Annotated in this window: 8 protein-coding genes, 6 tRNA genes and 2 rRNA genes (1 of these 16 only partly in view); 1 reads left to right on the top strand and 15 read right to left on the bottom strand. The window is 30.7% G+C overall.

The window, feature by feature from the left end; genetic code table 11:
• Window positions 1–11: 11 nt before the first annotated feature.
• Window positions 12–1193 carry a L,D-transpeptidase gene (locus tag AXY43_RS14495; protein ID WP_105411739.1) on the top strand — a complete coding sequence of 394 codons (1182 nt, stop codon included), beginning with the start codon at window positions 12–14 and terminating at the stop codon, window positions 1191–1193.
• Between the two features lie 70 nt (window positions 1194–1263).
• Here AXY43_RS14495 and addA read toward each other — a convergent pair whose 3' ends face one another.
• From addA to AXY43_RS14420, 15 genes are all read right to left on the bottom strand, one after another.
• Window positions 1264–5001 carry a helicase-exonuclease AddAB subunit AddA gene (gene addA / locus AXY43_RS14490; protein ID WP_105411738.1) on the bottom strand — a complete coding sequence of 1246 codons (3738 nt, stop codon included), beginning with the start codon at window positions 4999–5001 and terminating at the stop codon, window positions 1264–1266.
• Between the two features lie 92 nt (window positions 5002–5093).
• Entirely contained in the window at window positions 5094–8573 is a 3480-nt protein-coding gene (addB, locus tag AXY43_RS14485; protein WP_105411737.1) for a helicase-exonuclease AddAB subunit AddB, read from the bottom strand.
• Window positions 8570–9085: a GNAT family N-acetyltransferase gene (locus AXY43_RS14480; RefSeq protein WP_105411736.1), complete on the bottom strand. Its 516-nt coding sequence runs from the start codon at window positions 9083–9085 to the stop codon at window positions 8570–8572. Before AXY43_RS14480 ends, addB begins: the two co-directional genes overlap by 4 nt.
• 125 nt (window positions 9086–9210) lie before the next feature.
• Window positions 9211–9301: transfer RNA gene (locus AXY43_RS14475), tRNA-Ser, on the bottom strand.
• A gap of 18 nt (window positions 9302–9319) precedes the next feature.
• Window positions 9320–9410: transfer RNA gene (locus tag AXY43_RS14470), tRNA-Ser, on the bottom strand.
• Window positions 9411–9652: 242 nt separating this feature from the next.
• Window positions 9653–9743, bottom strand: a tRNA-Ser gene (locus AXY43_RS14465).
• A 30-nt stretch (window positions 9744–9773) separates the two neighbouring features.
• Window positions 9774–9864: transfer RNA gene (locus AXY43_RS14460), tRNA-Ser, on the bottom strand.
• Between the two features lie 119 nt (window positions 9865–9983).
• On the bottom strand, window positions 9984–10211 hold the full coding sequence (locus AXY43_RS14455; protein ID WP_011967376.1) for a DUF1667 domain-containing protein: 228 nt from the start codon (window positions 10209–10211) through the stop codon (window positions 9984–9986).
• A 16-nt stretch (window positions 10212–10227) separates the two neighbouring features.
• The gene (locus AXY43_RS14450) at window positions 10228–11613 is read right to left on the bottom strand and encodes an NAD(P)/FAD-dependent oxidoreductase (protein WP_105411735.1); all 1386 of its coding nucleotides are present in this window, start codon (window positions 11611–11613) and stop codon (window positions 10228–10230) included.
• Window positions 11614–11615: 2 nt separating this feature from the next.
• Complete coding sequence (locus AXY43_RS14445) at window positions 11616–12137, bottom strand: transcription repressor NadR (RefSeq protein ID WP_023976926.1); 522 nt, start codon at window positions 12135–12137, stop codon at window positions 11616–11618.
• A gap of 14 nt (window positions 12138–12151) precedes the next feature.
• Window positions 12152–12667: an HD domain-containing protein gene (locus tag AXY43_RS14440; RefSeq protein ID WP_039773422.1), complete on the bottom strand. Its 516-nt coding sequence runs from the start codon at window positions 12665–12667 to the stop codon at window positions 12152–12154.
• A gap of 93 nt (window positions 12668–12760) precedes the next feature.
• Window positions 12761–12836: transfer RNA gene (locus AXY43_RS14435), tRNA-Ala, on the bottom strand.
• Between the two features lies 1 nt (window position 12837).
• Window positions 12838–12914, bottom strand: a tRNA-Ile gene (locus AXY43_RS14430).
• 12 nt (window positions 12915–12926) lie between these two features.
• A 5S ribosomal RNA gene (rrf, locus tag AXY43_RS14425) occupies window positions 12927–13043 on the bottom strand.
• 109 nt (window positions 13044–13152) lie between these two features.
• Window positions 13153–14583 (bottom strand): 23S ribosomal RNA (locus tag AXY43_RS14420) (it continues 1478 nt past the right edge of the window).

Below are 14583 nucleotides of genomic sequence, written 5' to 3'. Positions count from 1 at the left end.
GAGGCATTTATTTGAGCATAAATACATTTTATTATAAAAAGTTAAAAACTAAAAAATTACCTAAAAGAATTATATATGTGCTAGCTTTATTAATAGCATTATCTTCTAGCTGCTTTTATGAGTTATACCGTTATAATAAACTTTTAAATAACTTCAAATCAGATTTTGATAATTATAAATTTTCTGAAGCTAATAATTTATTGATAACTAAACAAAACTTTAATCCATTTAAATTATCTATGATTAGTCATGATGTATCCAAATATCTTAGAACTAAAATTAATACTTTATCAGATGAAATCCAAGATAAGAAACTTTCTTCTGAAGATGCCTTAATTCAGTTTAAGGAAATAAAACGTTATAATCTAGTGAATGATGATGATCTACATAATGCTTCTGATTCGATAGACTTAATTCAAGATTCTATTAAAAATTATAACTCTGGTATTAATTCTTTTAATAATGAACAATATTCAGAGGCCATTTCATTCTTTAAAAAAGTTTCTGCTTTAGATCTTAACTATACAGATTCACTTATATACCTAGATGAATCAAAAAGTAAACTAAAGGAGAATTTATTTGCTTACTGCGATAATTTAATTAGCAATGATTACTATAGCGAAGCTATGTCTAAAATTTCAGACAATAATGATCTTTTGGGTGATGACATAGATGTAAAAGAAAAGATAGCAGATATAAAAGAAAAACAACAAGAATACTTAGATAAAAATTCAGCTATTGCTGAAGCTTCATCGCGTGCCTTGACAACCAATATTACATCAAAAAATATTAATACATTAAATATAGAGAGTACAACACCTTATCTTATAGATGTAAACATTCAAGATCAAAAGACTTATGTTTATAAAGGAAAAGCTGATAAGTGGCAATTGGTTAAAGCATTCACTTGTTCCACTGGAATAAGTGGAGAAGATACCCCTTCTGGATCATTTACTATTAAAGAGAGAGGTGATTGGTTCTTTTCAGAGGAATATAAGGAAGGCGGCAAATATTGGATTCAAATTACTGGAGACATTTTATTTCATTCAGTTCCATTTGCTAAAGACAAAACTACGGTTCTAGATTATACCATGAATAAACCTTCTTCTCATGGCTGTATTAGACTCTCTATAGATGATGCCAAATGGATTTTTACTAACATACCTAGAGAAAGTAAAGTTATAATAAAATAACTATTAAAAAAGCAAGAAGATAAATTTATTTTTGTCTTCTTGCTTTTCTTATTATTTTACTTAAACATATTTATATTATTCTAATTTCTTTTTCTAAATAAAATGAATATAAGTACTTATATTTAACCTTTTTACCTGTTAACTTAAATATTGCATCACTATAATAATCTAATTGTTTCCTATACTTCTCTTTAAATTCATCTTCATGACCTTCTATAATATAATCGGTTTTGTAATCTATAAGTATAATATCTCCCTTATATTCAAAGAAACAATCAATTATTCCTTGTAATCTTATCTTTTCATCCTTATATATATTATCAAGTGTTTTATCTACTTCTAAACTGCTTATCTCTGTATAAAAAGGTATTTCTCTATAAATCTTTTCTCCACTACAATTTAAATCAAGAATTTTTTTCCCTAAATCCGACCTAAAAAAGCTCAGTATCTTAGTAGGATTAATTACCTTTAATTCTTCGCTAAGCAAAAGCTCCTTTTCAAATAATTCGTGCAATTGTTCTTTAATTTCCTCCGTAGATGATACTCTATTAAAATCTATTTTTTTCATTACAAAATGAACTGCAGTACCCTTTTCTGAAGGAGTAAGACCTTTCTTCTCTTGAAGAAACTTAGGAACAACTTTTACCTTTTCTCTATATAATTGTTCAGTATCATCATCTTCTTCTGCATTCCTTCTCTTTAAATCTGAAACTGAAATATTACTTTTAATTGTTGTTGAAGCTTTAAATGGATATTTATATGATAATATTTTATCTACTTCTTCATATAGAGAATTATCATATGGTTTATTATTTATTATTGTTAACTCATATCCTTCACCTTGTTCTAACACTTCTGTCTTTGTCTTATCAATTAAGTCGCCCTTATTCCAAAAATTAACTTTCCACCTAGAATCATCATCCTTTAATATTAAATTTTCAGTTCCAAAACTTTCTGATAAGACACTACCATCTCTATGTTGGCATAGTGACATACAAATCCAATCTAAATATGACTTTCCTTTTAAAACTTCCGAAGGGGATATACGATTATAATCTAAAGATGCTGATCCTAACCATTTTTCAGCTGATTTTTCGAGATTTCCTACTGTACCTGTCATAATCAACTTTTCCTTTGCCCTAGTACATGCTACGTACAATATTCTCATTTCCTCCGACAATGTTTCAAATTTCATCTTTTTCTTTATTGATTCTTTAGCTAAAGTTCCTGTGCTAAACCTTTTTCCTATATCTATAAAGTCTGGCCCAAGTCCTAGTTCATCGTGATACAATATGCTTTTATTTAAATCCATAAGGTTAAAATTCTTTCCTAACCCGCATAAGAATACCACTGGAAACTCTAGCCCCTTACTTTTATGGATACTCATAATTCTTACTACATCCTCATTTTCACCTAATACTTGAGCACTTCCCATGTCACCTGAAGATTTTATAAGTTTATTTATAAAATTTATAAAATTAAATAATCCCTTAAAACTCGTTTTCTCAAATTGTCTTGCTCTTTGAAAAAGTATTTTTAAGTTTGCTTGCCTAAGCACTCCATTTGGCATAGCTCCAACATATCCATAATAAGCAGTATCCATATATAAATACCATATAAATTCATCAATTGCCATATAAATTGATTTATCTCTCCACTTGTCAACGGAATTAATAAAATACTTGCATTTAGCTATCAATACATCAGAATAAGATTCATTAATTGAATTATAAGTTTCTTCACTTATATATTTTATATTTTCATAAAAATAATTATCTTTATTTACAAGTCTAATATCACTTATTTCTTCTGCCGAAAATCCCATAATTGGAGATCTCATTACTGATATTACTGGAATGTCCTGCATTGGATTATCAACAACCTTTAAAAGAGAAATTATTGTTCTAATCTCAATTGATTCAAAATAACCAGATCCTGTATCTGCATACACTGGAATTCCTTCTGCACTTAACTCATCTAATAATGGCTCTGACCAGTTTTTAGTGGCTCTAAGTAGAATAACTATATCCCTATATTTTAATGGCCTATATTCACCAGATTCCTTATCTAAAACTTTAAAAATTTGTTCATCTTCACTTTTTGACATTAGTTCTTTAATTCTTTTCGCAACGATCCTACCTTCTAAAATAACATTATTTATTTCTTCCTGTTCCTCATTATCTTCTACAACCGTTTCATTATGGCTCTTATCAATTATATTAACTTCAATAGGGCCTCCAACAATTGTATATTTGAATTTATTTTCCTTAAAGTCTGCGCCTAAATTTAAAGCTTCCTCATCTGTATATTCTAACTCTCCAACAACTTCAGACATTACTTCTTTAAAGATGTAATTTACCCCATCTATAATTTCTCTTCGACTTCTAAAATTTTTATATAATTGAATTTTTCTATTCGTTCCATTACTTGAATCATATGTATTATATTTTTCAATGAATAATTCAGGTTTTGCTTGTCTAAATCTATATATACTTTGCTTAACGTCCCCAACCATAAATACATTTGGATTATCATCATTCTTTCTGGATACTAGGTTTATTATTGTTTCTTGAACGTTATTTGAATCTTGATACTCATCAACAAGTACTTCATCGAAATATTCTTTAAAATTCATTGCAATACTTGATGGAATTATATTATTCTCATCATCATAATCACTTAATATTTTTAAACATAAATGCTCTAAATCATTAAAATCTAATATATTTCTTTCTCGTTTTCGTTTACTAAACCTAGCACTAAATTCTAAAACTAATTCTATCAATTTTTTTATGTAATGATATGCCCCTTGAATATTCCTTAACATTTGCTGTGGATTTACTGAATATGCATTATTTAATAATTCAGATATTCCTTTTTTAACATCATCTCTAATCTTTTTTACAGTATTTTGAGACAACTCATCTGAAACCTTATCTTTTTTTATAGATTTTAATCTACTGAATTGTATTGATGATAATGAATTAAACATTTCCTCAAGTCCATTATCAGTAGATTCATAAGCATTCCTTATATAACTTAATTCCATTAATAAGTTATCCATATAAGGTTCTAATCCATCAGTTTTGCTAGTAACCTCAATGGCCTTTTCTAACATTTTAACATACCCATCTAACTCAATTTTTACGCTTTGAGCTAAAACTCTCACCCAATTAGTTCTATCCAATTCATCTAATTGTTTAATATTAAAAGACTCAGCACTATTAGCAAGCCATTTTTCAGGCCATGGACCTGACATTGTAAAGCTATATAAATCTAATACTAAATTTTTTAAATTATTATCATTTTTGTAGCTACTAAATATCTCAACCAAATTAGTAAACTCAGTATCTTCTTCCTCGTATTTATCTTCGAAAAGTTCTTCAATAACTTCCGATTTAATTAGTATTCCCTCAGTCTGATCACCTATTCTAAATGATGGATCTAGATCAATCCTATGGTAATTATTTTTAATTACATCTAAGCAAAACGAATGCATTGTAGTGATATTAGCTCTATTTAACAGCGTTAATTGCCTCTGTAGATTTTTAGACCTAGGATTATTCTCTAATTCCTTTGATATCGCATCTGCTATCCTTTCCCTCATCTCAGCAGCTGCTGCATTAGTAAAAGTTACAACCAATAACTTATCTATATCAACTGGATTCTCTTCATTAGTAATTATTCTTATGATCCTCTCTACTAAAACAGCAGTTTTACCTGAACCAGCCGCCGCCGCAACTAGTAAATTACAATTCCTCGTTTCAATTGCACTTAACTGTTCATCAGTCCATTTTGTATTACCCATATATAAATCTCTCCTGTACTAATTAAAATTGCTTTAGATGTAAGAAAACCTAATTAATTTTAATCAAAAATATACTATATTCTTTTATAGTACTATACTTCCTCATTTTCAACTTTAATTAATTTATTAGAATTATCAATTTCTTTTTTTATATTATTCCATATATCATTTGTAGATTTGTTTATTATAATTTTGTATTTATTATCTTTTATCTCTGTATCAAATTGGCATATTGATGAAAAATCACAGTATTCACAATGAGCAATGTTAGAATTCTTAGTGGGCTGAATTTTAATATCTCCACTTAGCATTTCTTCACATATCTCTATCATCTTCCTATTTACATATTCTCTAAGTATTCTAAACTCCTCTTCTGTTACAACATCACTAGTTGCCTTAAAGCTTCCATCAGCCTTAAATGATGCTGGTATAACCAATGAATATCCTTCTATATCCTTATCCATAGCTTTTACAACCCTCGCATCCTTTAAGACTAATCCTTTCATCTTTAAAGCACTTAATACTTCTTTTTCTACTTCTTCATCAGTCATTTCTTTTTTGCTTTTTATTATAGGATCATCTATTTTAAAGTATAATATTGCTCCTGGTTTTACTTGTTTATCAAGTATATATTTTGAATTCCTTATAAGTGCATCTAAGTAAACTAATAATTGCATTTGTAATCCATGATATATTTCATTTAAGTCAAATTTTTTAGCTCCAGTTTTATAATCTATAATTCTTATATAAGTTTCGCCATCTAAATCTAATTTATCTATTCTATCGATTCTTCCTTGAAGATACACCTTTTCATTATCACTTAAATCTAATGTTATAGCTTCTCCAGAGCTATAACTTCCAAAATCAAATTCAGTTTTAAATACTTCAAATTCACCTTTCCCTATTTGACTTGCAATAACTGAAACAGATTTAGATATTACTCTTTTGAACCTTTGCGCTAAATATTTAAATTTCTTAGTACTATTTAATATAGAATTACTTTCATCCATTAACTTCTTATCAATAAGGTTAGATATTATCTTCTTACATTTTTCATTGCTTAAATCAGACCATAGTATTCCATCTTCTCTAACTTTATTAGTGAATGAATCAAGCATTTCGTGTACAAATGATCCTAAGTCTGGTGGTGTAAATTCATATACTTTTCTATTTTTAGCCTTTAGCCCATATTGAACAAAATAAGAAAAAGGGCATTCTGCATACTTTTCTAACTTTGAAACACTAAATACTAACTTTTCTAAGTCATTCTGATAAAGTTTTCTAAGCTTGTTTCTTGGAACTTTATTTCCAATGTTTGAGTAACTAAGCCCCTTAAATATATTCTTAACTTTATCTTTAAACTCACCATTATTTTTAAACCATTCATATACCTCAGACCAGTGAGGCTCTATATATTCTTTATCAAAATCTTTTCTCATAGAAATTATAAGTTCATTAAATGTTGGAATTGGTGCAATAATTTTGCCAAATTTATTTTCAAGAATTTTTAAATCATAAATTGCACTTTCTTCAATTAAATTAGGAAATATCTTTTTAATTCTAGATATTACTATAGATGGTCTTAATGATTTACCCTCAAAATCAGCCATCGGATATGAAAGCATTAAATATTCACTACTAATTGTTAATGCTATATATAGTAGATACTGTTCTTCAAAAACTTTATTTCTAGTTGTTGATGATAAATTTATTCCAACCTCACCTAATGTTATTCTATCTCTATCAGATAATAGACCTTCCTCTTTCTTGGATGCCGGTAGAACTCCATCATTAATTCCTACTATGTAAAGAACTTTAACATCTCTGCCCTTTATTCTTGCTATATCTCCAATATTAACCTGATCTAATGCTACAGGTATAATTCCTATCTCTTCATTGGCGAAACCAGAACTCAATATTCTAAAAAACTCAGAATACTCTAATCTCTCTTCGCCTATAACATCGACCGCTTGATCTAGAATGTCTATAACTATACTTTCAACCTGACTATATTCCTTAACTTTATCTTCTAATCCTAATTCTTCAAAATTTTTAATCCATTCATTAATTCTGTCAAAAACTTTTACATCCACTAAAAACTCATAAATAGCTGAACATATATCTTTAACTTTATGTTTTCCATTTATTTTATTATGAAAAATCATCAATGGATATCTTATCTCTTCCATAATTTCAGCTATTAAAACTTTATCATCCGTCAATTCACTATTTCCTATAAACCATTTCTCATTTACTATTTCTCTTGATGTCCATTTATAACCCTTTACCCCATACTCTAATATAAAGTTCTCTAGCCTATCTATATATGAATTATCTATGCCAGTTAAACCACTCTTTAAATATTTAAATACACTTTCATAAGACCAATTCTTAAGCAAAATTTCAAAAGCAGAACTTATAAGTACAATCAATGGATTACTTAGTAATTGAATCTTTTTATCTAAAAAGTATGGAATATTATAATCTTTAAATATTACTGATATTATTTTTTCATAATCGTCTATATTTCTACAAACTACAGATATATCTCTATATCTATAACCCTTTTCTCTCACCAAACTTGTAATACTTTTTGATACTCTTTCTATCTCGTCATAAATATTACTTGCTTTGTAAAGTGTTATTCTCTCAGGGGTCTTATCATATTCATTAAATGGGTAAGAAAAAAAATACTTTTCTATATGATCAAGTTCCAGATTATCTTTAAACCTATAAGGAATTGCATTATTTAAGTTAACTGGCTTATCATAGGCTATATTGTTTTCTTTCATTATCTTTAATATTTTATTTTCAGTACTCTTTATAATATTGAATACATCAGTTATATCTTCAGAGTTGTTGTTTAGAGATTTGTTATCAATACAAAAAGTTATATTAACTCTTCTGCATCTCTTGGCTAATACCTTTATAATATCTAGTTGTTGAGGTGTAAAGCTAGTAAATTCATCTATCCAGACTTCAGAATCTACATACGCGCTACTTTCTAATAACTTTTTATTTAGTAATGTTAACTGATCATCTCCATCAATGTAATTTTCATGCATTTTTAAGTTAAATGCTTCATAAATTATCATCAACTCTTTAATTTTTTGATATAATTCATTATCATTTATTTTCTCATCTATTGCTCTTATACTATCAATGCTAATATTATACTTTTTAAATTCCGAAATCACTTCTGATATAATTTCATTAAATCCTTGTTCTCTAGACATCCTATTAAAATAATCCAAAGACTCAATATTTTCATTTATAACTCTATGAATTAGCATATTCCTTCCAGATTCCTTAATAATCTCTTTAACTCTTCCACCATATTCTTCAAAAATATTATGAGCCATTTTCTTAAAACTCAGCACCTCTGTCCTAAAAAAAGCATGTTCTCCTATTTCATGTAATATTTTATTTTCGGTCGTAAATGTATATTGTTCTGGAACTAATAGAATTAACTTATTTAAATCTAATTTCTTATCAATATTATTTTTTATCTCGTCAATGCAAAATTTACTCTTGCCTGTTCCAGATCTTCCATAAACAAATCTTATACTCATACGTATTTTCCATCCTCACATTTTAAATATGAATTATATCTTTCTCTAATTATCCCCATAATTATAATATCTATATATTCTCTATCTATATAACTAGAATATCTTTTAATATACTCCTCTATAAACCCACATTTTTTATAACACTTTATAGCTCTTATATTATAACTAGCAACGTATAATTCTACTTTCACAGCATTCAGCTTCTTAAATAAATATCTTAGAAGAGTTTTTATAGAATCTGCCCCATAACTTCTTCCCCAATACTCGCTACCTATCGTTATACCAATGCAGTATGTCCTACTATAATATTCTTTCTCCTTGTACGTTACAAAACCAATTAAATTATCATCCTCATTCACTATACTTAAAGCTTTTCTTAAATCTACTTTATTATCCATGCTATCAATTATTATATTATACTTTTTAACTTTCTCTTCACTATGTAACTTGAATAATATACTTACATCTTCCTTTTTTAGTAATCTTAAATGTACTTTGCTGCCGCTTAGCATAATTCACCTTCTTATAATAATTAATTTATTTTATAATCAGACATATTAATTATAATATTTCAAGTTTATTTTCTCCATAAAATTAATTCAAAACAAAAAAAACATCTAACAATTTGTTAGATGTTTGGCGGAGGATCCGGGATTTGAACCCGGGCGCCAGTTACCCGACCTACGCCCTTAGCAGGGGCGCCTCTTCAGCCACTTGAGTAATCCTCCATGTGCCTTCTATTTTAATGGCGGAAAGATAGGGATTCGAACCCTAGGTACGCTTACACGCACGCCGGTTTTCAAGACCGGTGCCTTAAACCAACTCGACCATCTTTCCATGTCTCACAACAAATATGATTATATCAACTAATTTTATTTATGTCAACATATTTATTTCAATAAATTTAATTTTTTCATTTAGCTAAAATTAATTTTAGCTACGAGTTACAGAATATCAAATAATTTAGAATAGTAAATTATATTTATTGAGCATTTATATAAATTTTCAACAAATAAAAATATATGTTTTACTAAGACTAATTAATTATATTAAAAAACACCTAACAAATGTTAGATGCTTGGCGGAGGATCCGGGATTTGAACCCGGGCGCCAGTTACCCGACCTACGCCCTTAGCAGGGGCGCCTCTTCAGCCACTTGAGTAATCCTCCAAATAAATTTTATATTTTTAGACAAAAAAATGGCGGAAAGATAGGGATTCGAACCCTAGGTACGCTTACACGCACGCCGGTTTTCAAGACCGGTGCCTTAAACCAACTCGACCATCTTTCCACATCTAGTGACATATATCATTATATCAATTACTTATACTTATGTCAACTATTTTATAATATTTTATTAAAATAAATTATTATAATAAAATATTAGCTTATAGATTTAATGTTTAGCTATTATTTTATCTTCCGTGTACATATTATGTCTACGCCAGTATTAAGTATATTCTTACAAATATTATCGCCAATATTAGTAGGAGTACTAACATAAATCCTACTAAGAACCTTTGAAAATTCTTTCCATAAGTGCTTCTCAACGCTTTTATTACTTTTTACTGATACAACTTTGTAATTGATATTACCTTTTACTCTAACTAAACTGGTAAAAACATCTTTATTAGGCATTACTAATTACTCCAATCTAAATTTCATTAAACTCCTTAATTCTTCCAACTAAAATTTGTGAATCCATAGAATCATCTACTATATCTAAAACACTTTTATCCATCTCTCTTGCCAATATCTTTATTATCTTTATATTGCAACTTGAACCATTGCAGTTTCCAAGACCTATCCCTGTACGCCTTTTCACTCCCTCTACTGTTCTTGCACCTAAAGGTCTTCTTATTGAATCAATAATCTCTCCCTCAGAAATATTATTGCAATTACAAATAATATTGCCATAACGCTTATCAAGAGAAATTATTCTATTTATTTGATCTTTAGTCATCTCTCCAAATATATATGTCTCTCTCTTTTTATCAATATAATCCTTTTTCTTCGTTATATTCATACTTACTTTAACTTTCTTTTCAATATCCTGAGCAATTGCTGGTGCAACTGATATTTTAGCATAATGATTTCCTACAACCTTTATATAACCGGCCTCCAAATTACTATCATCTATTAACATATCATTTTCGCTGTATACTTCTGTAAATATATTAACTATTGACTCTTTTTTTATATTTTTCAATATTCTTTCTGGCAATTCTAATTTAGCGCTAAAATTATCACTGATCTTAATTCCAATTAAATTTTCATTTTCGGATATTGGCACCTTTATCATGGAATTTTCTTCATCTATATCTTCAATAATAATTTTCTTTAAGTTATCGCCTATACTTTTCTTAACTATTATACACTTAACTTTTTTATTTTTCATTTCGCTTGTTACATTACCACACATATCATTAAAGGATTCATTTGGAATTGTATTAATAACTAGTTTACAAGTAAACTTATTTTTATTCGTAGTTACTCTGAATCCCTTAGAAATAGTCTTAATATCTATAACCTCTTCTTCTAATCTAAAATTCACTCCATTATCTACAGCTATTTCTGCATATGAAACAGCTAGGTTATATGGTGATATTATTGAAGTATTCTCAGAATAGATAGCTTTATTTGCCTTTAAATTTAAACTTGGTTCCACATTATAAAGTTCATCACTATCTATTATGCGAACTCCATCTATTCCTCGCTCCATAGAATCACTGTACACTTTATTTAATAGTTCACCACTCTCATCTAAGAAAAGCCTTAATGAACCAATCTTATTATATCTAACATTGAACTTTTTACAATGCTTCCTTATTATATCAATACCTCTTTTCTCCAAGAGAGCCATTTTACTACTACTTGATTCTGAACCATCATAAACTACAGCTGTATTTGCAAATGAAATATCGTTTGCAACATCATATCCCTTTTCAATTAACGCTATATTTATATTATATTTTGAAAGTTCATAGGCAACTGCACATCCAATTATCCCACCGCCTAAAATTAATACATCATAATCCATTACTAGTCCTCCAAATCTGAAACTATAAAGTTGTTCTTTTTCAATTCCAATATAATTAAATCAATATCATCTTGAGTTTCAGCTGCTATTGTGTGAAGATGAACTCCATTAGTTAATGCAGATAGTAATTTTGCTTTTTGTTCCTTATATTTTTCAATAAATTTATTTAACTCATTATAATTCTTAATCATAAGCATGCCTTTTATTTCTCCATACAATGGATGCTCCACTACTACATCTTCAATCATTCCACCATATTTGATTACTATACTTAATTCCTCAATCATCTCATCTTCAGTATGAATTACTGCAATAATTGCTTTAGCTTTATTATTATTTGCATTAATTATATATCCATCTGGAGTTGCTATTATATTTTTACCTTTAGCTCTAAGAATTGCTATATCTTTTACTATAACCTGTCTAGTTACAGAATATCTTTTTGCTATAAAGCTTCCTTTCAAAGGCTCATTACTTTCTAGAAGTAATTTAATTATATCCTCTCTTCTCTCAATAGAATTCATATTTCCCTCCTATTTTAATTGCAATCATCAGATATACTTAATACTTTTAAATATATATTTTTCGAGTCAATATCACTTTTATTATGATGATACTTGATAGAATTTATTACGTCTAAGCATTCATCATTATTAATACTCTCAATCAGTCTTGCTCCAACTTCCGGATGATTATAATAACTTATTATTTTCTTATTTTTATTATACTTCAAAAATTTCCCGCGAGTAATACTATTTAAAAAAACAATAATGCCTTTATAAAATATATTTAATTTAGATTCTAATTTTCCTATGTCATGCAATAATGCACACCTAGCCATCCTTTTTTTATCGATATCAACTATATTATTATCCTCTATATATTTTATAGCCGTTCTACAGACTCTTATTGAATGTTGCCGCTCTGATTTAGTAAGTTTCATAAATAAATTCAACTCAGAAATACTAAGATACATCTTTAGTATTTCCATATCTTCCTTAACGAATATAGATTCTATTGCCCAATAAAATTGTTTTATTCTATATGAAAACATTCCTATCTCCTATGCTTATTCATACTAAACATAATTAAATAATTAAATAATTGTATAATAAAAGAAGTTATGAATTAATTCATAACTTCTTAATGGTGGAGATAAAGAGATTCGAACTCTTGACCCCCTGCGTGCAAGGCAGGTGCTCTCCCAACTGAGCTATACCCCCATGGTGGACCTTCAGGGACTCGAACCCTAGACCTACCGGTTATGAGCCGGTTGCTCTAACCAACTGAGCTAAAGATCCCTTTTAAATTTTACCTGGCGACTTCCTACTCTCCCACACAGTCTCCCATGCAGTACCATCAGCGTAATAGACCTTAACTTTCCTGTTCGGAATGGGAAGGAGTGTTACCTCTATGCCATCATCACCAGATCATTACAAATAATATTATACTTTGGAACATATCTTATGTCAAGTATTTTTTATATTATTCTTTCAAAATTGCACACAGTTTCTTTAATGTATTTACAACTTGACTATATTGGTCAAGCCCTCGACCTATTAGTATCAGTCAGCTAAATATGTTACCATACTTACACCTCTGACCTATCAACCTTGTAGTCTTCAAGGGGTCTTACTAGCTTATGCTATGGGAAATCTCATCTTGAGGTGGGCTTCACACTTAGATGCTTTCAGCGTTTATCCCTTCCCGACTTAGCTACCCAGCTATGCTTCTGGCGAAACAACTGGTACACCATAGGTCAGTCCATCCCGGTCCTCTCGTACTAAGGACAGCTCCTCTCAAATTTCCTACGCCCGCGACGGATAGGGACCGAACTGTCTCACGACGTTCTGAACCCAGCTCGCGTGCCGCTTTAATGGGCGAACAGCCCAACCCTTGGGACCTACTTCAGCCCCAGGATGCGACGAGCCGACATCGAGGTGCCAAACCTCCCCGTCGATGTGAACTCTTGGGGGAGATCAGCCTGTTATCCCCGAGGTAGCTTTTATCCGTTGAGCGATGGCCCTCCCACGAGGTACCACCGGATCACTAAGCCCGACTTTCGTCCCTGCTCCACTTGTAGGTGTCGCAGTCAGGCTCCCTTCTGCCTTTACACTCTTCGAACGATTTCCGACCGTTCTGAGGGAACCTTTGGGCGCCTCCGTTACATTTTAGGAGGCGACCGCCCCAGTCAAACTGCCCACCTAACAATGTCCTGTCACCAGTTTCATGGCATCCAGTTAGAACTTCAATACTATCAGGGTGGTATCCCAACAACGACTCCACCAAGGCTGACGCCCTAGTTTCCCAGTCTCCCACCTATCCTGTACAGACAATACCGAAATTCAATGCTAAGCTACAGTAAAGCTCTACGGGGTCTTTCCGTCCAATCGCGGGTAGCGAGCATCTTCACTCGCACTACAACTTCGCCGGATTTGCAGTTGAGACAGTGCACAAGTCATTACGCCATTCGTGCGGGTCAGAACTTACCTGACAAGGAATTTCGCTACCTTAGGACCGTTATAGTTACGGCCGCCGTTTACTGGGGCTTAAGTTCACACCTTCGCGTTACCACTAAGTATTCCCCTTAACCTTCCAGCACCGGGCAGGCGTCAGCCCCTATACATCAGCTTTCGCTTTAGCAGAGACCTGTGTTTTTGTTAAACAGTTGCTTGTGCCTATTCTCTGCGGCCTGATTTCTCAGGCACCCCTTCTCCCGAAGTTACGGGGTCAATTTGCCTAGTTCCTTAACTGCAATTCTTCCGTCGGCCTTAGGATTCTCTCCTCATCTACCTGTGTCGGTTTGCGGTACGGGCACTACTTCTCTCTCTAGATGCTTTTCTTGGAAGCATGGAATCAGATACTTCGGTTCCGTAGAACCTTCCCCATCACGCCTCAGAATTGTTGAAACGGATTTGCCAATCCCAACTCCCTAAACGCTTAGACTAGCATCCAATAGCTAGCACATCC

The organism is Clostridium sp. MF28, assembly GCF_002969175.1.
GTDB lineage: Bacteria > Bacillota > Clostridia > Clostridiales > Clostridiaceae > Clostridium > Clostridium beijerinckii.
Note: the sequence above shows the minus strand (reverse complement) of the source record. Positions and strands in the feature narration are given on the sequence as shown.